General features: G+C 61.7%; 24 protein-coding genes. 8 read left to right on the top strand and 16 right to left on the bottom strand.

Annotated elements, in window-relative coordinates:
* Window positions 1-43 precede the first annotated feature (43 nt).
* The 5 genes from B0E55_RS05715 to typA all read right to left on the bottom strand — a co-directional run bounded on the left by B0E55_RS05715 (window position 44) and on the right by typA (window position 5,543).
* Complete coding sequence (locus tag B0E55_RS05715; RefSeq protein ID WP_019744521.1) at window positions 44-460, bottom strand: hypothetical protein; 417 nt, start codon at window positions 458-460, stop codon at window positions 44-46.
* 92 nt (window positions 461-552) lie between these two features.
* Window positions 553-711, bottom strand: a complete 159-nt coding sequence (locus B0E55_RS31865; RefSeq protein ID WP_019744522.1) for a hypothetical protein — start codon at window positions 709-711, stop codon at window positions 553-555.
* A gap of 107 nt (window positions 712-818) precedes the next feature.
* On the bottom strand, window positions 819-1,703 hold the full coding sequence (mshB, locus tag B0E55_RS05710; RefSeq protein ID WP_080909246.1) for an N-acetyl-1-D-myo-inositol-2-amino-2-deoxy-alpha-D-glucopyranoside deacetylase: 885 nt from the start codon (window positions 1,701-1,703) through the stop codon (window positions 819-821).
* On the bottom strand, window positions 1,700-3,484 hold the full coding sequence (locus tag B0E55_RS05705; RefSeq protein WP_021345014.1) for an ABC transporter family substrate-binding protein: 1,785 nt from the start codon (window positions 3,482-3,484) through the stop codon (window positions 1,700-1,702). The genes mshB and B0E55_RS05705 overlap by 4 nt, the downstream gene beginning before the upstream one ends.
* Window positions 3,485-3,635: 151 nt before the next feature.
* On the bottom strand, window positions 3,636-5,543 hold the full coding sequence (gene typA / locus B0E55_RS05700; protein ID WP_019744525.1) for a translational GTPase TypA: 1,908 nt from the start codon (window positions 5,541-5,543) through the stop codon (window positions 3,636-3,638).
* A gap of 324 nt (window positions 5,544-5,867) precedes the next feature.
* Here typA and B0E55_RS31860 point away from each other — a divergent pair, with 324 nt between their 5' ends.
* Entirely contained in the window at window positions 5,868-6,044 is a 177-nt protein-coding gene (locus tag B0E55_RS31860; RefSeq protein ID WP_019744526.1) for a hypothetical protein, read from the top strand.
* On the opposite strand, the gene B0E55_RS05695 is transcribed toward B0E55_RS31860, so the two are convergent.
* A complete protein-coding gene (locus B0E55_RS05695) occupies window positions 6,022-6,447 on the bottom strand; it encodes a (deoxy)nucleoside triphosphate pyrophosphohydrolase (RefSeq protein ID WP_080909245.1) in 426 nt (141 codons plus the stop codon). The genes B0E55_RS31860 and B0E55_RS05695 overlap by 23 nt on opposite strands.
* A 16-nt stretch (window positions 6,448-6,463) precedes the next feature.
* Here B0E55_RS05695 and B0E55_RS05690 point away from each other — a divergent pair, with 16 nt between their 5' ends.
* The 3 genes from B0E55_RS05690 (at window position 6,464) to B0E55_RS05680 (ending at window position 8,261) form a co-directional block, all read left to right on the top strand.
* Window positions 6,464-6,766: a 4a-hydroxytetrahydrobiopterin dehydratase gene (locus B0E55_RS05690; RefSeq protein ID WP_029255826.1), complete on the top strand. Its 303-nt coding sequence runs from the start codon at window positions 6,464-6,466 to the stop codon at window positions 6,764-6,766.
* A gap of 271 nt (window positions 6,767-7,037) precedes the next feature.
* The gene (locus B0E55_RS05685) at window positions 7,038-7,781 is read left to right on the top strand and encodes an Rv1157c family protein (RefSeq protein WP_029255827.1); all 744 of its coding nucleotides are present in this window, start codon (window positions 7,038-7,040) and stop codon (window positions 7,779-7,781) included.
* Between the two features lie 78 nt (window positions 7,782-7,859).
* Complete coding sequence (locus tag B0E55_RS05680) at window positions 7,860-8,261, top strand: hypothetical protein (RefSeq protein WP_241896015.1); 402 nt, start codon at window positions 7,860-7,862, stop codon at window positions 8,259-8,261.
* On the opposite strand, the gene B0E55_RS05675 is transcribed toward B0E55_RS05680, so the two are convergent.
* Entirely contained in the window at window positions 8,252-8,716 is a 465-nt protein-coding gene (locus B0E55_RS05675) for a MarR family winged helix-turn-helix transcriptional regulator (RefSeq protein WP_029255829.1), read from the bottom strand. The two genes, B0E55_RS05680 and B0E55_RS05675, sit on opposite strands and share 10 nt — an antisense overlap.
* 80 nt (window positions 8,717-8,796) lie before the next feature.
* Here B0E55_RS05675 and B0E55_RS05670 point away from each other — a divergent pair, with 80 nt between their 5' ends.
* A complete protein-coding gene (locus B0E55_RS05670; RefSeq protein WP_080909243.1) occupies window positions 8,797-10,242 on the top strand; it encodes an MFS transporter in 1,446 nt (481 codons plus the stop codon).
* Between the two features lie 235 nt (window positions 10,243-10,477).
* Entirely contained in the window at window positions 10,478-10,978 is a 501-nt protein-coding gene (locus B0E55_RS05665) for a nuclear transport factor 2 family protein (RefSeq protein ID WP_007726289.1), read from the top strand.
* On the opposite strand, the gene B0E55_RS05660 is transcribed toward B0E55_RS05665, so the two are convergent.
* Entirely contained in the window at window positions 10,965-11,747 is a 783-nt protein-coding gene (locus tag B0E55_RS05660) for a DUF1906 domain-containing protein (protein ID WP_069146332.1), read from the bottom strand. The two genes, B0E55_RS05665 and B0E55_RS05660, sit on opposite strands and share 14 nt — an antisense overlap.
* Before the next feature lie 888 nt (window positions 11,748-12,635).
* On the opposite strand from B0E55_RS05660, the gene B0E55_RS05655 reads away from it, so the two are divergent.
* A complete protein-coding gene (locus tag B0E55_RS05655; protein ID WP_029255832.1) occupies window positions 12,636-12,866 on the top strand; it encodes a PLD nuclease N-terminal domain-containing protein in 231 nt (76 codons plus the stop codon).
* Here the strand turns inward: B0E55_RS05655 and B0E55_RS05650 are convergent.
* The 8 genes from B0E55_RS05650 to B0E55_RS32435 form a co-directional block, all read right to left on the bottom strand.
* Complete coding sequence (locus tag B0E55_RS05650) at window positions 12,854-13,795, bottom strand: antibiotic biosynthesis monooxygenase (RefSeq protein WP_020970233.1); 942 nt, start codon at window positions 13,793-13,795, stop codon at window positions 12,854-12,856. The genes B0E55_RS05655 and B0E55_RS05650 overlap by 13 nt on opposite strands.
* A gap of 1 nt (window position 13,796) precedes the next feature.
* Window positions 13,797-15,197 carry an amidohydrolase family protein gene (locus B0E55_RS05645; RefSeq protein WP_080909242.1) on the bottom strand — a complete coding sequence of 467 codons (1,401 nt, stop codon included), beginning with the start codon at window positions 15,195-15,197 and terminating at the stop codon, window positions 13,797-13,799.
* Window positions 15,198-15,266: 69 nt separating this feature from the next.
* Window positions 15,267-15,965 carry a CPBP family intramembrane glutamic endopeptidase gene (locus B0E55_RS05640; protein ID WP_020908494.1) on the bottom strand — a complete coding sequence of 233 codons (699 nt, stop codon included), beginning with the start codon at window positions 15,963-15,965 and terminating at the stop codon, window positions 15,267-15,269.
* 168 nt (window positions 15,966-16,133) lie between these two features.
* Window positions 16,134-17,096, bottom strand: a complete 963-nt coding sequence (locus tag B0E55_RS05635; RefSeq protein WP_223257893.1) for an ABC transporter substrate-binding protein — start codon at window positions 17,094-17,096, stop codon at window positions 16,134-16,136.
* A 110-nt stretch (window positions 17,097-17,206) separates the two neighbouring features.
* A complete protein-coding gene (locus B0E55_RS05630) occupies window positions 17,207-17,686 on the bottom strand; it encodes a VOC family protein (protein WP_007726307.1) in 480 nt (159 codons plus the stop codon).
* A gap of 85 nt (window positions 17,687-17,771) precedes the next feature.
* Entirely contained in the window at window positions 17,772-18,758 is a 987-nt protein-coding gene (locus tag B0E55_RS05625; RefSeq protein WP_241896014.1) for an alpha/beta hydrolase, read from the bottom strand.
* Window positions 18,755-19,759, bottom strand: a complete 1,005-nt coding sequence (locus tag B0E55_RS05620) for an alpha/beta hydrolase (RefSeq protein ID WP_020970238.1) — start codon at window positions 19,757-19,759, stop codon at window positions 18,755-18,757. The genes B0E55_RS05625 and B0E55_RS05620 overlap by 4 nt, the downstream gene beginning before the upstream one ends.
* Window positions 19,760-20,089: 330 nt before the next feature.
* Window positions 20,090-20,215 (bottom strand): hypothetical protein, encoded by a 126-nt coding sequence (locus B0E55_RS32435; protein ID WP_019744544.1) that lies wholly within the window; start codon window positions 20,213-20,215, stop codon window positions 20,090-20,092.
* Between the two features lie 272 nt (window positions 20,216-20,487).
* On the opposite strand from B0E55_RS32435, the gene B0E55_RS05615 reads away from it, so the two are divergent.
* Complete coding sequence (locus B0E55_RS05615) at window positions 20,488-21,609, top strand: winged helix DNA-binding domain-containing protein (protein ID WP_080909240.1); 1,122 nt, start codon at window positions 20,488-20,490, stop codon at window positions 21,607-21,609.
* Window positions 21,610-21,688 lie beyond the last annotated feature (79 nt).

Genomic DNA, 21,688 nt, shown 5'->3' with positions numbered 1-21,688 from the left:
TGTCCCTTATGGATGGGTTACTTTCCTACGCGCGCGCCGAGAACTATTGCGAACTGAGGGTGGCAAGCCTGTTGATCGCTACTTTGAAGAGGAAAACCGCGGCCGGAGCGATTGCGCCGACCAGCAGTAAGAACGTCAGAGGGGACGAGAGCACCAGCACGTCGCCGCCTGGACCTCCGACCATGCACACCAAGAACCCGACGATCCAACCGGCGAGCGGCAATGCGGCCATACCCGGCGTCGTAACCGTGCGGGCGGCGATCACCAATACGAGGTTCGCGGTCGCTGCCACGAGAATGCTGATCGGAAATGCCGTCGTACCGAGATGAGTCGGCAAGAACAGGACGGACAACACCGCGCACAAGAAACCGTCGAAAATCAGGACACCGAGGATGATGGGGTCGAGCCACGACAGCGACGTTTCTGTCGAAGCGTCTGTGTTGTTCTCGGCCGTGATCATGGTTTTGATAGTGGTCTATCGACGGCCAACGCGCGAGCGCGGGGTCCCTCCCGACAAGCACCCCGGCTCGCGCCCGAAAAGTACGAAGTCGATCAGGGAACCGGCGGGAACCCGAGCAGCGTCAGCAGATGACTTTGCTGATCTGCAAATGCGTAGAGCGATCCGTAATACATGTCGTGGTAGTAACCGGCCATCGGACGCAACGAATCGACGAAGGCGACGATCTGGTTCTGCAGGTCCCAGTTGTACATTTCTTCAGCCCCCAGGCTTTGCTGTTACCGAAAGGACCACCCATCCGGTGACACGCATCACACACCACTACGGCGTCGATCGCAATGCCTGTGAGCCGACGCCCAGGTCAGCTGTGCAGCCCGCCGAACAGATCGCGCTCGCGACCGTCCTCACCCACCGGACCGAGCGCACCGGCGGCCAAGACGAAATGCTCGACCGTCAGGATCGGTTGGACCACGTTGTTCGACAACGCGAACTCGGCTCCGCTCGGGGCTACCGTCACCTGAGTGGCGTGGGCGCTCAATGCCCTCGCCTTCGCATCGATGACGCCTCGAACATCGATTGCCGTCGTCACGTCTGAGTCCTCGACGCTCGGCAATTCACCGGGCTCGGGCAGACGCCAGTTCTCCGGGAACTCGGAAATCGCAGCGATGCCGCGTTCGAGTCCGCTGCGCTCGGTCACGGTCCAGTAGAACTTCGGAGTCGACCACGGGTCGCCGGCCTCGGGATATGCGGTCGTTGCTGCAGCTTCCACGGCCGCTGTCGTGATCGCGTGTGCCTGGATGTGATCCGGGTGCCCGTAGCCTCCGTTGGGGTCGTACGTGATCACGACGTGCGGCCGAATCTCACGAATGACGGCGACCACCGCGCCGACTGCCTCGTCGAGTCGAGCATTGACAAAAGCACGGGGATTAGCGGCCGAAGGTGTGCCGATCATTCCGGAATCGCGATAACGACCGGCACCGGCGAGGAAGCGAGGAGCGGCACTGCCCAAAGCCGACAAAGCAGCGCTCAATTCGGCGATCCGGTAGCCCCCGAGTTGATCGGCCTCGGCAGCCACGAGCCCTGCCCACGCGTCACCGATCACTTCGCCTTCCTCCCCCAACGTGCAGGTGAGGACCGTGACGTCGGCGCCTTCGGACGCGTAACGCGCGATGGTGCCACCGGTGGTGATCGTTTCGTCGTCCGGATGTGCGTGCACCAACAAAAGTCGCTTCGCCGACGCCGTCACTTTGCCACCCTCACCCAGTCCGTAGCGTTTCCGAATATCCCCACCTGCACCGGCCCGTCGAGGACCACGCCCTCGACTCCGGTCCCGACTGCAACCAGCGCTCGGCTCTGCACGATTGGCAAAACCGCCGCCAGATCCCACAGCTTGGGTTCCGCATCGGCGATCAACGACCCGAGATCGCCGATGCCACTGAGCGCTTCGTCGATCCGACCTTGCAACGCCGGATCACACAGCCCGGACAGGTTGCTCGGAGCCTCGACGCTTGTCGTTCGGACAGGCTCCGGAGACTGCGACGGCGTGGGTGTGGGCACCGCCGAACCTGTCGCAGGAGTGGAAGGCGCTGTCGGGCAACTGAACCGGGAGGCCAGCGAAGTTGCGGTGTCAGCGCCTGCTCGGCTCCAACCGACGATCATGTCGACGCGTCCTGTAGTCAGATCCTCGCCGTAGAGCTCCTCCGGCGGCACCGATTCGACGGTCGCCAGGATCCCCACGTCACGCAATTCGTCGGCAGCGGTGTTTGCCACGGCGATCGCGATGTCGTCGTTTTCGGGAGCGCCGATCAGCAGCGTCAACTGAGCGCCGTCCCGGACGATCGATCCGACCGTTCCAGTGCCAGTGACGATTCCGGTTGGCGGTGCTGTCAAGTAGCCGGCTGCGGTCAGCTCGCCGAGCGCCTGCTCTCTGGCCGGTTTCGGCGGCGCGGTTGGCGCATATCCCGGATCCGACGGAGCGAGGATCTGAGCTTTCACCGGGGCCGACGCCGATTCACTCCCGGCCGCCACTACGGCGAGCAGGTCCGGATCGAGCAGTCCCAGAACACCTTTACGCACCCGAACGTCCGCGAAGTTCTTACTGCGCCCATTGACGTTGATGTCGAGAGTGCGCGGAACGTAGGAGAATGCAGTACTGACACCCGGGATTGCAGAAAGCTGAATATCCGTGGCACTACCCGAATGAACTTGCGCCACTTGAGCATCGTCGGTACGCAGTGCATCCGCCAACTGCGAAGCCGTTCCTCCGCGTCGCAGAACTATCTGATCCGGATCTGAAGGCTTGCCCCAGAATCGGTCGTTGCGTTCCAGCACGATTTCGTCTCGACCACGGTCGACCGAGCGCACGTGAAAGTGGGCTCCAGACACCGGAATCCCCTCACTCAAACCGGTGCTGAATCCGCCGGGAGTGTCCTTGATCAGGTGGGATGGAAGAATATCGGTGAACAACTCTCGCCACGCCGGATACGGCGCACGCATCACGACGTTGACCGTCTTACCACCGCCGGACGAGTTCACGTCGTCGATCATCTGATAGCCCGCGGGGTTGACCACACCGGGAACCGAGATCATCTGCTGCCAGAGATAGCGAAAGTCCTCTGCCGCAATGGGAGCGCCGTCCGACCATTGGGCTTCGTTGCGCAGTTGGTAGCGAATAGTGAACGGAGCCTCTGACGTCACTTCAGCCGAAACGAGAAAAGAATCGTCGATCGCCCACTCCGTCGCACCAGGCTGCGTCGGCGAATTGATCGGGCGAAACGCACTGGGCAACACGAGGTTGCCGACTGCGGAGTTGACCGGCGACTGATCCGCGAGCAGGTGCGGGTTGAATCCGCCTCCTACCTCGTCGATCGCCACGGTGACCTGCTTCATCGCCGGAACAACCGGAGTCGGTGTGGGCTTGACGGTTTCGGTGCTCTCGACCGGAGGCGGCGGATCGGCCGTACACGCAGTCAGCGACAACGCCGTCACTGCCACTGCCAACGCCAGGTAGCGACGTCCTGAGGCCACAGACAATTCCTTCCGTACGGGGCCGCGTCGCCCCTTCGCACTCGATTTCCGGGCAGAACTTTCGCCCGGAAACCATGAAGGCGAATGTACCTTTCCGCCGAAAACTCGGCTGAAAGGCACATCCGCCTGTCAGGTGGTAACCGACGAAAGACTACAGAGCAGCCTTGTCGCGAGACTTGCTACGCGAACGCTCGCGAGCGCGCTCGGTTGCATTGAGATGCACCTTACGGACGCGGACGTCCTCGGGGGTGACCTCGACGCACTCGTCGCCGGAGCAGAATTCCATGGCCGCTTCGAGCTCGAGCTTGATGGGCTTCGCGAGGGTCTCCATCACGTCTGCGGACGACTGACGCATGTTGGTCAGCTTCTTCTCGCGGGTGACGTTGATGTCGAGGTCTTCCTGACGGGGGTTGATACCGACGACGTGACCCTCGTAGGTGTCCGCGCCGGGCTCGACGAAGAAGGTTCCGCGGTCAGCCAGCTGGATCATGGCGAACGGCGTCACTGTGCCGGAACGGTCCGACACGAGAGAACCGGTGTGGCGTGCACGAATCTCGCCGGCCCAGGGGCCGTACCCGTCGAAGACGGCGTTGGCGATGCCGGTTCCGCGGGTATCCGTGAGGAATTCCGTACGGAAGCCGATAAGACCACGCGAAGGAACGATGAACTCCATACGAACCCAGCCCTGACCGTGGTTCGACATCTGAACCATCTTGCCCTTGCGGTTGGCCAGAAGCTGAGTGATGGCACCGAGGTACTCCTCGGGGCTGTCGATGGTCAGCTCTTCGAAAGGCTCGTGGATCTTACCGTCGACAGTCTGAGTGACCACCTGCGGCTTTCCGACGGTCAGTTCGAAGCCTTCGCGACGCATCTGCTCGACGAGGATGGCGAGCGCGAGCTCTCCACGACCCTGGACCTCCCACGCATCGGGACGTCCGATGTCGAGGACCTTGAGCGAGACGTTACCGACCAGCTCCTGGTCCAGGCGAGCCTTGACCATGCGCGAGGTGAGCTTGTGACCCTTGACGCGGCCGACCAGCGGTGAGGTGTTGGTACCGATCGTGACCGAGATAGCCGGCTGATCGACAGTGATGCGAGGCAGCGCAACCGGGTTGTCGAGGTCGGCGAGCGTGTCGCCGATCATGATGTCCGGGAAACCCGCAACAGCGCAGATATCGCCGGCAAGCGCAACCTCGGCGGGAACACGCTCGACACCGATGGTGGTGAGCAGTTCGGTGATCTTGGTCTTGGTGATGACGGGCTCGCCGTCGACCTCGCGGCACCAGGACACGGTCTGGCCCTTGCGCAGCTCGCCGTTGTGGATGCGAACCAGCGCGAGGCGACCGAGGAATGCCGACGCGTCGAGGTTGGTGACGTGAGCCTGAAGCGGCGCGTCGACCGTGCCCTTGGGGGCCGGGACGTACTCCATCAGAACCTGGAACAGAGCGGTGAGGTCCTCGGCGTCGGGAGCCTGACCGTTCTCGGGCTGCACCGTCGAAGCCTTGCCCTCGCGGCCGGAGGCGTAGAGAACCGGCAGCCCGAGCGCAAGCTCGGCGGCTTCGGCGGCCTCGTCGGAGAGATCGGACGCGAGGTCCAGGAGCAAGTCCTGAGCCTCGGAGACAACCTCTTCGATGCGAGCATCGGGACGATCGGTCTTGTTGACAACCAAGATGACGGGCAGTGAGGCAGCAAGTGCCTTACGCAGCACGAAACGCGTCTGCGGAAGCGGGCCCTCGGACGCATCGACGAGCAGGACGACGCCGTCGACCATGGACAGACCGCGCTCGACCTCGCCACCGAAATCGGCGTGGCCCGGGGTGTCGATGACGTTGATGACGGTGACCGAACCATCCTCGTTGCGCTTGTGCACCGAGGTGTTCTTCGCGAGGATCGTGATGCCCTTCTCGCGTTCTAGGTCGCCGGAGTCCATGACGCGATCGACCAGCTCGGCGCGCTCCTCGAACGCGCCGGACTGACGAAGCATGGCGTCGACGAGGGTGGTCTTGCCGTGGTCGACGTGTGCGACGATGGCAACGTTACGGAAGCTGGTGGTGGTCACGCGATGGCTCTCCTGGCTGAGTTGATTCGGCCACGCGAAAGTCAAGTCGCACGGCTCTTCTGGTGGCCGCTGCACGAGTGTGTGATCCGAATCAGGGCACGAATCGCCTGAATAGGCACCGCGGCCTAGTAAATACTACTCGCTCCGAGCGGATACTCCTGCATTGTGCGGCCTCTATCACCGCCCCCACCAGCCAATAGTGATCTGCACCACGCTGAAGCGAGTAGGATTACGACCTGGTGAAACAGGGCGTTTAAGGGTACGCTAACCTCGTTCCAAGAGCGGGCTCTCCGCCGGAGTGAAACAGGAAAGCCGCAGCGTCACATGGGAAAAATCAAGGCAAGCAAGGTCTCGAAGCTCAAGCCGAAAAAGAAGTGCTGCCGGAAGAAGACACGGTGCATCAAGTGCCCCGTCGTCATCATGCGGATGAAGAAGCTCGAGAACGAGGGCGCATCCAAGAAGGAACTGAAAGCCGGTCTCAAGAAGGCCCGCGCGGCGTAAGCGCCCTCAACTCCTCGAGCAGTTCGGGGATCCAGGCTCGATCGTTGTCGACCAGATCCATCGACAAGAGTTCTTCGGCATCGACCCATGCCAACTGAGCGTGGTCGAGCGCGACCGGTTCGCCGGACACCAACTCCGCCCGGTACGCCCGCAGGACCGACCCGGCCGACAGTTGCACATCGACGCCGATTCTTGCTCCGCATCGAACCTCTACCGCAAGCTCCTCGCGCAACTCGCGGGCCAACGCAGCCTGCGGCGTTTCGAACTCCTCGACCTTCCCGCCCGGCAGTTCCCAGCGACCGGCCAACGCCGGCGGACTCGTCCGCTGCGCGAGGAGCAGCCTTCCCCCACGGAAGATCGCACCGGCGACAACTTCGCGATCCCTTGCAGGCACATCACTCATCGCACCATGATGGAGTATGGCCACTTTGTTGTCCGACTCCGCGATCCAAAGCGCTCTCGACGAACTGCCGGCCTGGCAGCTGTCGCCAGGCTCGATCACTCGTACCGTCGATTCCGCGACTTTCCCGGATGCGATCGCGCTTCTTCAACGCATCGCGGCAGTCGCCGAGGCCGCAGATCATCATCCCGACATCGACGTTCGCTGGCGAAAGGTCACGTACACGCTTTCGACACACTCGGCGGGCGGTCTCACGGAACTGGACTTCGACCTTGCCCGTCGAATTGACGTACTCGTCGACGATTCGGTCCGTTTCGACTGATCTCCGAGTAAACAAACCTCGCAATCTGACGTAACAGTTGCATCAACTTTCACATAGATCACTTCAGTCACAGGTATGGTCGCCGTAAATCACGATCGAGGCCGGTCATGCCATAGACTCCCCCCGGTGCGTAGCTGCTCAGCAACTGAACAGCTGTACAACCCGGGGGCTCTGTACATAGAGTGACCCCTCGAGCCGTCAAACGCGGAGCTCGCCTAGGCGCCCGCGCGGTATGACTAAGGATGGGGAAACAGTGCTTCGAACCCGAGGTATGCGAAAGGCGTTCACCGCCGTCGCTATTGCCGCAGTAGCAGGACTGGCATTGCCGGCACAGGCAATGGCCGATCCGGCAGCACCGCCCGCACCCGAAAGTGTGCCGATCGAGTTCCTCGCCTCGTTTGCGCCCGCCATCATCGGCGCCGCTGCAGGTCCGGCTGACGTCGCCGGCGGCCCGCAGCAAGCGTTGCTCGACCAAGCTCGCGCGATCCTGAACTCCCCCGGCATTCCGCCCGAGATCAAAGCCACCCTCGAGAAGGTCATCACCTTCCTCGACGGCAGCGGCGGCGGCGGACCGGAAATCCCGAACGAGAACGCCCCCGTCATCGCGCAGTTCCTCTACCCGACGCTTGGCAAGGGCTGCATCTCGGCCACCGCCGATTCGGTCGGAACCGCGCTTGCTGTTCCGGGCCCGGCTCACCTGCCTCCTCCCGGCCCCGCTGCCGGTCAGGCTGGATTCGTCTTCACCGCCCTCGGAACGGCTCCCGCCGTCGACGACCAGCCGGTGCCGATGACCGTGACGTGGGTCAACATCGACAACCAGCGCAGCGCCACCCAGAACCTGACCAACGCGTCGCGCATCAACCCGGATGGTCCCGCCACCTTGTCGGCTATTGCCGATACAGGTCCGGGACGCGTCCTCTCGGTGATCAGCGGTTCGCTGACCACCCAGCCGGAAGGCGCAGATCGCATCACCTGCAGCTTCCTCCCGACCGTGGGTATGTTCGCGGTCGCTTGATCGAAGTCTTGTGAAAGGGACCCGCCGAATTTCGGCGGGTCCCTTTTGCATCTCCGATCACCGTGATAGACCCGATAGATGGGACATCTACGAGTGGACATCACGCATGGCCGTCCAGACAAGGCATCGAGCCCAGACGACCAGTCGATAGGGTCTCACAAGTCGAGTCGATCGATACTGTCCATCCGATCCGAGGGGTCCATTCTCTCGATCGGATCGGCGTACTCGATCCTGTCGATCGGTAGCGTCGGCTCTTTCCTCTCCATCGGAAGCATCGGGTCTACGGCGTCGGTGCTGAGTTCGGGCTCGTTCGCCAGCCTCGGGTCGGCACTGTCCGGCCTCTCACGCTGGTCACTGCTCTCCTGGCGTGGAAATCACGCAGCACCTGAGGAACATCCGAAACTTGTTGTCATTGCGCCGGAATCGGATTCGAGCGATCCGGATCGATCGCTGCGGTCCGTCTCGCACTCTCAGACCTGATTCGGTCGCGGCCATTCGCGGCCTTCCAAGGACTCGACCGAGGTATTGAATTGCCGCAGTAGGTCACCGAGCGCGAGGCGCTGCTCCGGCGTCCACTCACGCAAGACCTTTTCGACGCCGGCCGTCGAATGTTCGCGATCTGCACGAAGTTTCGACAGACCCTGCACCGTCGGCCGAACCTTTCGCGCCAGCCCACCGTCCGGATCCTCCACCCGCTCCACCAGACCCTGCCGCCTCAGCGCGCCGATCTGCCGGTTGATGGTCGAGATGTCGAGCGAGAAGGCACAGGAGAGCTCCTTGAGGCTCATCGGTTGTTGCAATTCCAGTCGTCCGAGCAGTAGATACGCGGACCGGTCCAGATGAAGTTCCGCCCGTTGAGCGAGCGCGTGATAGCGCGAGAGCAGGGTCAACTCGTACTCGATATTCACCAGTTCGGGTTCCCGATCCACACTCATATTGTGCAGAATACACACGATGTGTAGCGTGCACACTGGGGCGAACGCACCGAAACCGAACACGCCATGGCGGGAGCCGAATGTCCGTTCACGCAGATTCGTCGAGCGTCGACGAGAAATCCCCGGACAAGAAAACCACGGCCACGAACTACGCCCATTCTGGTCCCGTACTCACTGTCCTCGGGCTGTGCGGAATCGTCGTCGCCTTGATGCAGACGCTGGTAGTCCCCATCATTCCGCAGTTGCCTCACCTGCTGAACTCCACTCCCGCAGACACCTCGTGGGCGGTCACCGCAACGCTCCTCGCCGCCGCGGTGATCACGCCGATCAGCGGGCGCCTCGGCGACATGTTCGGCAAGAAGCGAATGCTGCTCGTCAGTCTCGGGATGGTCGTTTTGGGCTCGGCGATCTGTGCGATCGCACCTTCACTGATCGTGCTCGTTGTCGGCCGCGCTCTTCAAGGAGCATCGGTCGGGGCAATTCCATTGGGCATAGCAATCATTCGTGATGTTCTTCCACCGAAGAAAGTGGCCGGAGCTATGGCGGTCATGAGCGCCACCCTCGGCGTCGGCGGTGCGATCGGACTGCCGATCGCTGCGGTGATCGCTCAGAATGCCAACTGGCACTTCCTCTTCGTCACTTCGGCAGCGTTCGGGCTGATCTGCATCGCACTGGTTGCGTTCGTGATTCCCGAATCGACGGTACGACGCCCGGGACGCTTCGACTTCGTCGGAGCGTTCGGCCTCACCGTTGGTCTGATCACTCTGTTACTCCCCATCACCAAAGGCGGAACCTGGGGATGGGGCGACCCGAAAACCCTGGGCCTCCTGGCAGTTTCCGCTCTCAGTTTCCTCGTCTGGGGATGGTGGGAGCTTCGACGCAGCGCACCGCTGGTAGACCTCCGCGTATCGGCCCGGCCTCAGGTTCTCTTCACCAACTTCGCCTCGATCGCCGTCGGTTTTGCCATGTACGGCAATTCCTTGACGCTCCCCCAACTCCTCATGGCACCGACGTCCACCGGCTACGGACTCGGACTGTCCATGGTCGCAGCGGGACTCGCACTGGCCCCCGGTGGACTCGTCATGATGGCACTCTCACCCGTCTCCGCTCGCATTTCGGCGTGGCGTGGCCCACGAATCACGCTGATGCTTGGCGCCCTCGTCATCGGATTGGGTTATGCCTTTGCATATTTCACGGTGTCGAGCGTCTGGCAGGTCGCCGTGGCCGGAATGTTCATCGGCGCGGGCGTCGGGCTCTCTTACTCGGCCATGCCCGCCCTGATCATGGGAGCAGTCCCCATCACGGAATCTGCAGCCGCGAACGGACTGAACTCCTTGATGCGATCGATCGGCACGTCGACGTCTGCCGCGATCGTGAGCGTCGTTCTGGCCGGAATGACCATCACCGTCGGCACCGCAGTGATCCCCTCGTTCGAGGCATTTCGTGCCACGTTCCTGATTTCCATCGCCGCCGCCGCTGTGACGATGGTGTTCGCCGGATTGATTCCCAAACAGAAAGTCACGTAAGGGAATCAACCCGGCAGAGGACTCACTTCTCCGAAGAGCCTTCGATGCTGCCAGTCTGCAACTTCGACAAAAGTGTGTAGATGAAATTGATGATGATCTCCACGTGGTGCCCTCTCACATAATGGGTCCCCGACCCGTCAACGACGGTACCGCAGAACTCTTCTGCATCGAATCACCGACAATCAATTCTGCAACGTGTTCTAATCTGAAGCGACGACAAACCGAGGAGCCCTTCATGACCTGGACGCGTACCGAACTCGAAGACGCCTTCGCGGGGTACCAGAACACCGTTGTCGAGTGCACTCGTTCCGGCGATTGGAACGCCTTCGCGGACATGTTCACCGAGGACGTCGTCTACGTGGAACACGCTTTCGGAACCCTCAATGGCCGAGAAGCTGTACGCAAGTGGGTCACTCGCACGATGACAGAGTTCCCGGGGCACCGCATGACCGAATTCCCGGCCAACTGGTTCGTCGTCGACGAGCAGCGCGGATGGATCGTGTGCGAGATCGACAACCCGATGGAGGATCCGGGCGACGGATCCAAGCACGGAGCCGCCAACATCACGATCCTGCATTACGCCGGCAACGGATTGTGGTCTCGCGAAGAAGACGCCTACAACCCGATGAACTTCCTGTCGATGGCAAAAGCATGGTGCCTCGCCGCCGAAGCGGCGGGCACCCTCCCCGATGACGCCAAGGCCTGGCTCGCCAAATTCGGCGCTATGGTGCGATAGATCCTGTCGGTAACGAGGAACCAACCGGTTGGGCCGGCCCGACCGAGCCGGCCAACGACCACTGCCCGTAGTCGCGAGTGAGGATCGAGTTCAGATCCACGCCGACGCCGTCGACCTTGCGCTTGTCGATCTCGAACTGGTGCAGGTTTGCCCTCGGGTGCACATATCCTGCGGGCGAACCCCAATTGTGCTGCCAGAACCAGGTTCCGACGCCGGCGCTGATCATTGCGTCGATCACGCGCGTGTTTCCGTAGATACCGAGTGCTCCGTTGCCGACGACCGAGGCCCACCCCTCGAGGTACGGCGAGATCAGTGTAGTGATTTCGGTACTGGTCGGGTTGTCGTCGATCGACGCGTAAATCGGCCGACCGGACGGCCCACCAGCCGCAGCGTGTAGTTCGAGGCCACGGGAAGCATGACGCTTGCCTGCCTCGCGAGCCCCGCGCCAGTCCGCCGTTCCGCCCTTGCCGAATTGATAGCAGGAAACGACTTGGAGTCCGGCCGCCGTCAACGCGTCGGTTTCCCGCGCCAGTACGGGCTTGCCGACCATCCAATCGGCTCCCGGGCGCCTATCCGAGACATATCGAATGGCGCCTGCATACCCGGCGGCCTTGATTGCCTGAGCGGACGGCACACCGGCGGCGTAATCGAGCAGGGTCCCCAGCGAACCGGCATTGGCCACCGACGTCGTACCGCTCAATGCAGCGAGTCCGGCAGCTGCCGATCCAGCCGCTGCGTACTTGAAGAGGTTTCTTCGCGAGACGTGCACAAAGCTCCGATCATCGGCGTGTCCCGCTGGAAGTGGCGGGCAGGCAAGCTATCTTCTTTCGCTCGCATTCCACCACAGTCACATCAACCCCGCCATGCACTTGGCCAACAATGCTCACATTGTCACCAAATTGGACGCTAGACAGATAGTCAGACAGACAACAGTGGCCCCCGAAGACATCGTCTTCGGGGGCCACTGAGTCGGCCTAGCGGCCGGAAGCTATCAGCTGAGCGAGGTGAAGAAGCTCAGAGCGCTGAAGAGATCAGACGCGTTGCTGAAGAAGTCGTTGAGGAAGGTGAAGGCATCCGAGAATTCTGCGCTGCTCATGCGATGTGCTCCTGTCGAAGATACGGTCCAGAGGATTGCCGCCACGTGAGTGGCTGCTGGCGATAAGAGTAGAGGTCTTCCGTTACTTCCGCGACACCAAATGTGTCCGGGACGTTACATTTCGACCCCTTCGGGACACGGACATACACACAGGTGACGCCCACCGGCAGTGATCAAACTGTCACCTACGGACGATTTATTGACGTATTCCGAACATCGTTCCCGATAACAGCTATCTCGCAGCATCAAACCTGTAGGCGGACCACAAGATTGGCAAGCCTTACTTAACAGAGATGGCGTTGCTCCCGCTAGAGCGCGTACCAGCAGATTGGCCAAATCCCCCGCGGCAATGTGGCCACGCGAGCTTAGTCCGGGCGCAAACATCCAGCCACAGTTCGAGTTAGCGAGATCTTTACGCCGAAAACGACCATCCCGACTGACCGCGGGACCGTACCTAGCGGTCATCATGGTGACGCTATTCACACCGATTTGCGGAACTCCAGGCACCGATAGCAGCCCTATCTCGACACCAATCGGACGTTCGAGGGCACAGTGGAGTTCATGAACCTCACAAAAAAGAAATCCTGGAGTGAGCTGTCACCCGCGCAGCGCCGCGTCGCCGCCCTGCTCGCAACGATTCAGTCCCTGTTGGCGATCGCCGCGTGGACCGACCTGGCGCGACGCCCTGCCGATACGGTCAACGGCAGCAAGAAGAAGTGGGCGGCGATCATCTTCGTCAACTTCTTCGGACCGCTCACCTACTTCCGCCGAGGCCGGATTCAGTCGAAGTAGTCCCAGAACTGCAGCCACTTCACGGAGGCGAAGAGCGTCAGAGTCACGACGTACACCGCAATTACCGCTGCGACACCGCGCCAGTTCGTGCGGGGAACGGCGCCGTCGACCGGGTCGAGCCAGTGGCGGAACCACCTGGTGACCGTCGGCATCAGGAACCACGTCATCGCGCCGACGCTGACTATCTGGCTCAACCACATCGACAGCCATGGAGGCGCTCCGATCCCGTCGAGCAGCGGACCGAGAAATCGCGACAGCGTCATCACTGTCGGATAGAGAACGAGCAGGATGATCATCGCCGTTTTCCAATTCGGCGTCGCACGGGTCTGCCCGTTCTCCGTGCGCAGAATCGTGCCGAACGGTGTCGACCGCGTGGTCTCGGTGAAGTCCTCGGCCAACTCGGCTCGCAGTTTCGGCAGTGCCGCGGCCCTTTCGGGCGACGCCATCCACTCCGCCAATTGCTGCTCGGTCCGAAACCGAAGGACGGACTTCCACTGGGTGGAGTCGGTGACCGACCGCAACAACATCACCGACTCGTAGCCGGAAAATCGCGAACTGAGATCGATGAGATGGCGTTGCGTTCGCAGAAACTCGTTCTCCTTACCCACGACGACGACGTGGTCGTACACGCCGATACCGGGCGGCGGCAGAACTCCGTCGACGAGGACCAGATCACTCGTCTGTGCCAGAATTCCCGTTGCCGCAGCAGCTCTTTCGAGATCGCGGCGATCACTCGACTCCAGCCAACGGTGAAGATCGTCGGCACTGTCGAATGTGACAGACATGCCGTGCGACACCGGTTCCGGTTGATCACTGATGCCACAGCTCAGGTAGCCGTCGAATCGACCGGCGGTCTCGGCCGCACGCTCGACCCACGCCCGGAATCCCGAACTCGTTCGGTGATACCCGGTGATGGCGGTTGCCGACACGTCAGCCCGACACCCGGCGCCCTTGCACGTATACGTGCGCAATCGCGGGCTCGCGCATCGCCATCAGGAGGCCGAAGAGCGTCTGGTCGCGGGCGAGTACCGGATCATCCGAACGCGTTCCGTGGTTGACGAGCCCGGCGAGCGGCGGCCACCCGGAGGGATCGATCACCAGGAAGTCGGCCTCTTTGCCCTCGTCGAAGTTACCGATCCGGTTCTCCATGTCCAGCGCGCGAGCACCGGCGAGTGTTCCGGTGAACAGCAGTTCGGCGGGGTGCATCGACACTCCGTCGTCGCCGGCTTCGGAGATATGAACCTTGAAGGCGTCGCCGAGGACTCGGGTGAGCAGGCACTCGTCGCCGCCGCCGAAGTCCGATCCGATCGCGATGTTGACCCCTGACGCAACGGTTCGCTTCCACGGCATGGTGCCTGAGCCGAGAAACTGCTGGGACGTCGGGCAATGTGCGATCGAGGTTCCGGTCTCGGCCATGCGTGCGAGTTCGGAGTCCTGGCAGTGCACCGAGTGCGCGAGTATCGCGCGCGGACCCAGAAAGCTCTTTCCGCCGACCTGTGAGCCGGGGAGGAACTTGCCGTCGTACGTATCGAGATAGGTCTCGACCTCGTACTCGGCGAGTGTGGTTGCCACCTCGCCGGTTCCCGGCCGATTATTCTCGTTGAGATGGCTGTGGAAGTAGACGCCTCGGTCACGGACCGAGTCGTACAACTCCCCCAAGTCTTTCAGCGTCCGTGTTGTCACCGCGAGGGAGAAGCGGGGAACCACTGCAACGTGAATGAGTGCGGTGTTCACGTCGCCGGTGTCGGCCGCGTGCCACTTGTCGATCTCCTCGCGGGTGAGTCTGATCGCGTCCTCTTCCGAGGTGATCAGCGCGGCAGCGGACGCCGGGCCGGTGGTCTGAATCCCGCGGCCGCTGACCACTCGAAGGCCGCGATTCAGAGTTTCACTGAACAATGCGTCCTGCGCGTGCGGGAAGGCCGATCCGAACACCATCGCGGCCGTGGTTCCCGTGGCGATTCGGCGAGCGCAGAAGGCCTCGGCAGCGTGCTGGGCGAACTCCGGATCAGCGAATCTCGATTCGGAGGGAAAGACGCACAGGTCGAGCCACTCGAGGAGTTGGCCGCCGCCGTACGCATCGCCGGCGTAGGTCTGCGGGAAATGAATGTGGGCATCGACGAATCCGGGCAGCAGGAAACCCGGTCGATGATCGTGAGTTTCGCCGCCCGCGAGGTCTCCGGGGAGCGATTCGAATTCTCCGCAGTAGACGATCGTTCCGGCATCGTCGATCGCCAAGACGCCGTCGGGGATCGAGACGAGCGACTGCGCCGCATCCTCAACCGTCGGACGACCTGAAATGTGGAAAACATGGCCTCGATGAAGGTGCGTCACTTACTGAGCAAAGCACAAAACTACCCGGCGCCGCGCGGCGAATGCTGTCCTTTTTGTCAGATATTGGGATCAAGCAAGAGTTGCATGCCAAACAAGAGCAGCAGCCAGTGCACCTGCACCATTCAACGACCAATGCAGAGCAATCGGCGCAATCAGGCTGCCGCTGCGATGACGAAGCCAGGTGAATACGAGACCGGCCGCAGCGGTGGCGAGAACGGCTCCGAGGATGCCGGCGACCTGGCCGACCACTCCGGTACCGAGAAAGCCGGACAGCCCTTCGTTACCGCTGGTCAAACCCATCGACGACGCGATGTGCCACAGTCCGAACATCAGAGAACCGGCAGCGGCGACGCCGCGGAATCCACTGACCCGGTTCAACGTGCCGTGCAGGACGCCACGGAAAGCCAACTCTTCGGGAATGACGGTCTGCAGCGGGATCACGATCATCGACGCGATGATCGCGCCGGAAATAGTGGCGTAGCGATCCGCCATGAAGAAAGGACGTGTGAGCGGAAGCAGAGCGCCGACGGCGACAACGGTCAGGACCAGGCCGACGGCAGCAAGCGCGTACTTCGAACCTCGCCGCAGGTCACGAGGGGACAGCCCCAATTCCGCCCAACCCATTCCCCGGCGCTTGGTGAGCGCCAACAGGACGAGAGCAGAGATGGGTACCGTCGCGATGCTTGCCCAGGCGGTGGTGAAATGCGCGATCAGATTGGTTCCCACCAGCACCACGATCACAACAGCGATATCCACGTATGCATGCATCCGCGGAAAACGAGGAGCGGTCGCTTCGATCTCCACTGGAGCGATCTCCACTGGGCCGCCGCTCGTTAGCTGAAAGTTCACTTTTTCCAGTGTACTGACGCACGAGAACTGCCCGCCACTGTTTGCGAACACGCTCACAGTGACGGGCAGGTCCCGAAACACCTCTGATCAGGCGCCGAGCGTGCTCGCAAACTTCGGAACGGCGTTGTCGATTGCGTAGGTCAACCCCGGTACCGAGCCACTCGAGAACGCATTGACGAGTGCCGGGTCATCGAGAATCAACAGATGTCCCTCCTGGGCCGACGGGATTGCGCGCAGCAGCGGATCGTTCGCAAACGCACTGCTGTCGAGGAAGATCGGAAACAGAACCGTGAGATCCGCGTCGAACAAGTTCAAGTTCTCGTTGGCGACCGGGATGTAGAAGTTTCCGGTGGCTTTTTCGGTGATCGCCGTCGGGATCGTGAAGCCGAGGCGCGTCATGAAGTCTGCGCGTGCGTCGCCGGGTACGTACGCGCCGTAACCATCGGAACTGTAGGCGCCGACGGCCGCTGTCTTACCCGCAAAGCTCGGATTGGCGGCAATTGCAGCATCGAACTTGGCGTCGAGGCCGGACAGTAGCGCCTTTCCTTCTGCTTCCTTGCCGAGAGCCTTCGCGACGAGTTCGGTCTGCTGCTCGACCGTCGTCCCGTACGCAGTGGCCAGACCCGGAGGCGGCCCGACCGTCGGCGCGATGGCGCTGAGCTTGTCGTAGGTGGCCTGCGTGTTGTCGCTTCTCGTCCACAAAATCAGGTCCGGGTCGAGAGCAATGACGTCCTCGATGCTCAGGTCCATGGTTCCGAGGATCTTCGGGTCCGTGGTGAACTCGTCCGCAATCCAGGGTCCGACACCCTTGCCACCGAACGCCATCCAGTCCGCGACACCGACCGGCTGTGTTCCGAGGGCAAGTGCCGTCTCGGCGTCCGACCAACCGAGCGCGACGACGCGCTGCGGGTTGGCCGGGACCTCGACGTCGCCGAACATGGTCGAGACGGTTGCTCCCGCCTCCGCGGGTGCGTCAGCGCTGTCGCTGCTGCAGCCGGCAAGCCCGGCGACGGCGAGCGAGGCCGCCAAGGCGGTGACTGCAATCTTCATTCGAGAGACTTTGATTCGCATGGTTACCAGCACTCCTCCAACGCTCCAGCGAGAATTAGGGAAGGCTAGCATCAGCTAACGAAGGCTGTCGCCCATCGGCCAGATCGTGTTCAGGACGCGTCTGCGGCCCGTTCGAGCTCCGCGATGTCGATCTTCTTCATCTTCATCATCGCGTCCGTGGCGCGTTGTGCCTTGGCCCGATCCGGATCCTTCATCAGTTCGAGAAGACGATTCGGGACTACCTGCCAGGACAATCCGAACTTGTCCTTGGCCCATCCGCACGGGCCCTCTTCCCCACCTTCGGTCAGCCTGGACCAGTAGTGATCGACCTCAGCCTGATCGACGCACGGAATCTCGAACGACACTGCTTCCGAGAACGTGAACATCGGTCCGCCGTTCAATCCGGTGAATCGCTGACCGCCGAGCTCGAAGCTGACGGTCATCACCGATCCCGCCGGCATTCCGGAAGGCGATCCCTCGACGTATCTTTCGATTCCCAGGATCTGCCCGGAACCGAACACCGAGATGTAGAAGTTCGCTGCTTCTTCTGCTTGGTTGTCGAACCACAAACAGGGAGTGATGGAAGGCATGTTCTGTCCTTGTCGATGAGGTTACGAATCAGGTGTACAGGGTTATAGACCCGGCCCGAAGCGGAAACTCATCGCAAGGAATTACTCAAGCCGACAACGCAGAGTCGAGCATCGGCCAGGAGCGAACGAGTTCGTCGCGCCAGTACGGCCAACCGTGCGTCCCCACCGGTTGAGCGCTGCGGGTGACATCGACTCCGCGATCGCGCAACACCTGCGCGATCTGGTCGGTGCACAGGTTCGATCCCAGTTCCATGACCCCGCCAACGACCAGTACCCGGCCCAGGGCAGGAGTATCGAGAGTTTCGTGCGGGCCTGGTAGTCCCGATCCCGAGGCGAGATACACCTTGGTGCCGCGCAGCTTGTCGGCATTGGCGAAAATGTCGTGCTCTTGCCAAGCCTCACTGCCGGCCGGACCCCACATCTGCTCCGAACGGGCATTTCCGTTGATGACCACAAGATCGGTCAACGCCTTGCCGAATCCTCCGACGGTTGTGTAGCAGCCGCTGTAGCCCGCGACCGCGTCGTACAACCCGGCCGAGCGTTGGGCCAGGATCAGCGCGGCCTCTGCACCCATCGAGATCCCGCCGATTGCGTTGTGCCCGTTGGTTGCGAACCTCGTGTCGATCAGTGAGGGAAGCTCTTTCGTCAGGAACGTCTCCCATTTCAGACGACCGAATTTCGGGTGGTCTTCCTGCCAATCGGTGTACATGGTGCCGGTTCCACCGATGGGGAGTACGACGTTCACGTTTTTGTCGGCAAAGAACGGGACGATATCGCCGTTAGCCGGAGCCAGCCAGTTGTTCTCTTCGATCTGCCCGGAATTGCCGTCCAGGAGATACAGCGTCCCGCGCGGTTCCGAGCGATCGGCAGGAAGCAGTACTTTCACCTGCATGGTGCGCCCCATGGCGGGACTCGCAACGTCGAGAAGAACCAAGCGCGAGGACAGTTCGGTGACACTCGTTATCTTCGGGGTCTCGTCGGCGAGCGCGGTCGAGGGCAACGCAAGTAGTGAAATCAAGGCGAGCGCGCCGACGAGAACGACGCTTCGAAGGCTTGCTCGATTGGGCCTCACACGCCGAGCGACGCGGCGATCATCGGCCACGAGTCGTGTAAGTCGTCTTCCCAGTATCCCCATGAATGCGTTCCTGCCGGCTTGAAGTTGTAGCGAATGTTGTTCATACCCAATGCGTTCGTCCTGTCCGCAAGCTGGGTGGTGCAGTAGTGAGTTGCCGCCTCGATTCCGCCACCGAGTACAAGCTGCAACGCCAAATCTGTGACGTCGTTGTCGATCCGTGGATCGGCAAGCGTGTCGTACGGACCCGGAATCCCGGTTGCGGTAGTGATGTACATCGGGATTCGAGGTAGCTTGTCCGCGTTGACAACCGGATCGTGAGCCGGCCAACCCGGGCCATCGTACGGACCCCACATGTTCTCAGCGTTGCCACCACCCACTGCGACCACGAGTTTCACGAAGTCCTGACCGATGCCTGGACTCGTCATCGCACACCCGCTGAAGGACCCGACACTGTTGTACAGCGCGGGCGCCGCCATAGCCAGATCCAGTACCGACGTGCCTGCCATCGACAAGCCGGCAAGTGCGTTCTCGCCGGTCGTCCCGAACGTCGAATCAATGACTGGCGGTAGTTCTTCCGTCAGGAACGTGGTCCACATGTTGACCCCGTTGTTGTTGCCGGATTTCGCGAGGCCGGGGTCCGGCCGCTCCCAATCGGTGTAGTAGCTGAATGCTCCACCGAGAGGGGTGACCACGTTGACGTGCTTGTCCGCGAAGAACTTCGGTGCATCGGTCCGCACCGACCACGTCGCGTCGTCTTTTCCTCCGTCCACTCCATTGAGTAGGTAGAGCGTCGGAGCGGGCGTCGAGGTATCAGCCGGCCGCAAGACCTGCAACGGAATGTCGCGCCCCATCGACGGTGAGTACACCGAGATGTCGACCAGCCTGCTGTCCACCGACTGAGCGTGACCCGGTGCCGTGAGGAGCTGGAGCCCACATACTGCCGTGGCCAACGCCACGAAGACGCGGAAAACCGTTCGCAAAGCACGAGTCTCGATCATCCGGGTCACTCTCTTCGGCAGCGGAACCTTTCGAACGGTACCGGCTGAAAGAGGCAAACCCGACGTGATCGGAAAAACTCGATCCGGTCGACCTAGTTCCGATCGACACGGAAAGGCTCACGCACCGAGTGCGTGAGCCTTTCTCGTCAGACGACGCTTACTTGGGCGTAACCGTGCCGCCGCTGAGCGTGGTCAGTGCGTCGACGAGACGCTGACCGAGGTTGTTGACGCTTCCGATGGCTTCACCGAGAGATCCCATGAGTTTCCTCCTGCAGTTTGTCGAAATTGAAGTAACTACACCCGGAGCGGGCGTGGCAAAGTCGCGCTGAATTAGGGGGTGGGGTCTTTGGAGATGGTCTCTACCGATCCCATGAAGGTCTTGAGCAGACCGTCAGCGCTGAACAGTGATCCCAGGCCCTGAACAACAGCGCCGAGAATTCCTTCCATTGAACCCATGTGAATCTCCTTGAGAGGTCAGAGGTCAGCTGCCGAAAAGCACCCGACAGTACTGTGACAGCTGCGTCACATCTGTAATGTATCCGTGACGTGGGTAACAGTAATCATACGAACGACCAGTTGGCAAAGGATTCCGACAATGGGGTCATTATTTCGACTAATAAGGTCTGCTACTGAAAAAATTCCGGACAATCGGTCGAATTTCACCAATTCTGTCGTCGCATTGATCAACTGTCCCAAATCCTGCGGTTACCCACCAGTAAACTGAAATCATGTCTAGCGCAACCTCACTCACGCAGGTGGCTAATTTCCGGTGGCACCGCCATCAACTCGACCGAGCGGCTGCCGGTGACGCCGATCACAGCGATTGCTGCATTCTCGATCTCGGGATTCAGAACACCGGACCTGACGGAGCCGCCTGGGCCCTGCGGATCCGCGGCATCCGCGGCGACGTCACTGAGCTCGCTCTCGCCTGGACGTTGCGCGGCGCTCCCCACTATTACCGTCGGGGCGACCTGCCTGCCATCGCCGTCGCCACGTCGCCGTTCAGCGAGGCTGATGCTGCCAAGCGCATTTACGACGCGAATCGGCCCCTGAAGGCCGCCGGCATCCCGACGCTGAGTGCCCTGCAAACAGTTGCTACTGCGATGCGGGACATCGTCTCGAAACCAACCGTCAAGGGCGAGATGTCCGCGCAATTGACCACGCGGGTCACCGAGCCCTTTCTGAGATTCTGCCGCCCGTGCAACGCCACTCATCTGTACGAGATGCCGTTCCGGCTCGCGGCACTTCAGGCAGGCCTCGAGCTACAGCCGGGCACATCTCCCCCAGTGCTCGAACGCATTCCGGGTTGGCGCCGACGCCCGTACACAGCCTCAGGTTCAGACGCCGATCCCCGCTTCGACGTGATTCGCGGGTATCTGCGCTTCTACAGCCCCGCCACTCCTGCTCACGTCGCGTCGTTTCTCGATGCCCCGGTCAAGGACGTCAAAGCCCACTGGCCCGTCGATGCCGAGGAGATCGAGGTGAACGGCGAGAAGCGGTGGATTCTCGAACAAGACCGCGAAGACGTGCTCGGCTCCCCCTCCGATTCGAGTACGCGCTTGCTCGGGCCTTTCGATCCGTATGTACAGCTCAAGGATCGGGAGACCCTGGTGCCCGATCCGGCCGCCCAGAAGACGGTGTGGCCGACCCTCGGGCGACCGGGCACGGTGGTGGTCGGCGGCACGATCACCGGACTGTGGCGACCGCGGGCGTCCGGAAAGAAGCTGAAGGTCGCGATCACCCCGTGGGGAACGTGGTCACGATCGGCCCGTGCAGCAGTGGCCGAGCAGGCCGAAATACTTGCCGAATTTCGCGGCGTCGAGCTCTCCGAACTGGTCGAAGTATCTTGATCGAGCCAGTGGCATCCGGATAATTCCAGCTCACACCCGCCCCGATTCGGAGAAGGAAACCCCCAACGATAACCTGAAT

It is taken from the genome of Rhodococcus sp. 66b, from assembly GCF_002076325.1.
Taxonomy (GTDB): domain Bacteria; phylum Actinomycetota; class Actinomycetes; order Mycobacteriales; family Mycobacteriaceae; genus Rhodococcus_F; species Rhodococcus_F erythropolis.
This window is presented reverse-complemented; position numbering and strand designations above follow the sequence as displayed.

Bases quoted from the DNA above. Each gene is read 5' to 3' on its own strand.
- B0E55_RS05695 (WP_080909245.1), bottom strand. From the start codon at position 6,447: ATGAGTGATGTGCCTGCAAGGGATCGCGAAGTTGTCGCCGGTGCGATC.
- B0E55_RS31865 (WP_019744522.1), bottom strand. From the start codon at position 711: ATGTACAACTGGGACCTGCAGAACCAGATCGTCGCCTTCGTCGATTCG.
- B0E55_RS05670 (WP_080909243.1), top strand. From the start codon at position 8,797: ATGTCCGTTCACGCAGATTCGTCGAGCGTCGACGAGAAATCCCCGGAC.
- B0E55_RS05640 (WP_020908494.1), bottom strand. From the start codon at position 15,965: ATGCATGCATACGTGGATATCGCTGTTGTGATCGTGGTGCTGGTGGGA.
- B0E55_RS32435 (WP_019744544.1), bottom strand. From the start codon at position 20,215: ATGGGTTCAATGGAAGGAATTCTCGGCGCTGTTGTTCAGGGCCTGGGA.
- B0E55_RS05675 (WP_029255829.1), bottom strand. From the start codon at position 8,716: ATGAGTGTGGATCGGGAACCCGAACTGGTGAATATCGAGTACGAGTTG.
- B0E55_RS05615 (WP_080909240.1), top strand. From the start codon at position 20,488: ATGTCTAGCGCAACCTCACTCACGCAGGTGGCTAATTTCCGGTGGCAC.
- B0E55_RS05635 (WP_223257893.1), bottom strand. From the start codon at position 17,096: ATGAAGATTGCAGTCACCGCCTTGGCGGCCTCGCTCGCCGTCGCCGGG.
- B0E55_RS05680 (WP_241896015.1), top strand. From the start codon at position 7,860: ATGGGACATCTACGAGTGGACATCACGCATGGCCGTCCAGACAAGGCA.
- B0E55_RS05655 (WP_029255832.1), top strand. From the start codon at position 12,636: ATGAACCTCACAAAAAAGAAATCCTGGAGTGAGCTGTCACCCGCGCAG.
- B0E55_RS05690 (WP_029255826.1), top strand. From the start codon at position 6,464: ATGGCCACTTTGTTGTCCGACTCCGCGATCCAAAGCGCTCTCGACGAA.
- B0E55_RS05665 (WP_007726289.1), top strand. From the start codon at position 10,478: ATGACCTGGACGCGTACCGAACTCGAAGACGCCTTCGCGGGGTACCAG.
- B0E55_RS05715 (WP_019744521.1), bottom strand. From the start codon at position 460: ATGATCACGGCCGAGAACAACACAGACGCTTCGACAGAAACGTCGCTG.
- B0E55_RS31860 (WP_019744526.1), top strand. From the start codon at position 5,868: ATGGGAAAAATCAAGGCAAGCAAGGTCTCGAAGCTCAAGCCGAAAAAG.
- B0E55_RS05620 (WP_020970238.1), bottom strand. From the start codon at position 19,759: ATGATCGAGACTCGTGCTTTGCGAACGGTTTTCCGCGTCTTCGTGGCG.
- B0E55_RS05630 (WP_007726307.1), bottom strand. From the start codon at position 17,686: ATGCCTTCCATCACTCCCTGTTTGTGGTTCGACAACCAAGCAGAAGAA.
- B0E55_RS05685 (WP_029255827.1), top strand. From the start codon at position 7,038: ATGCGAAAGGCGTTCACCGCCGTCGCTATTGCCGCAGTAGCAGGACTG.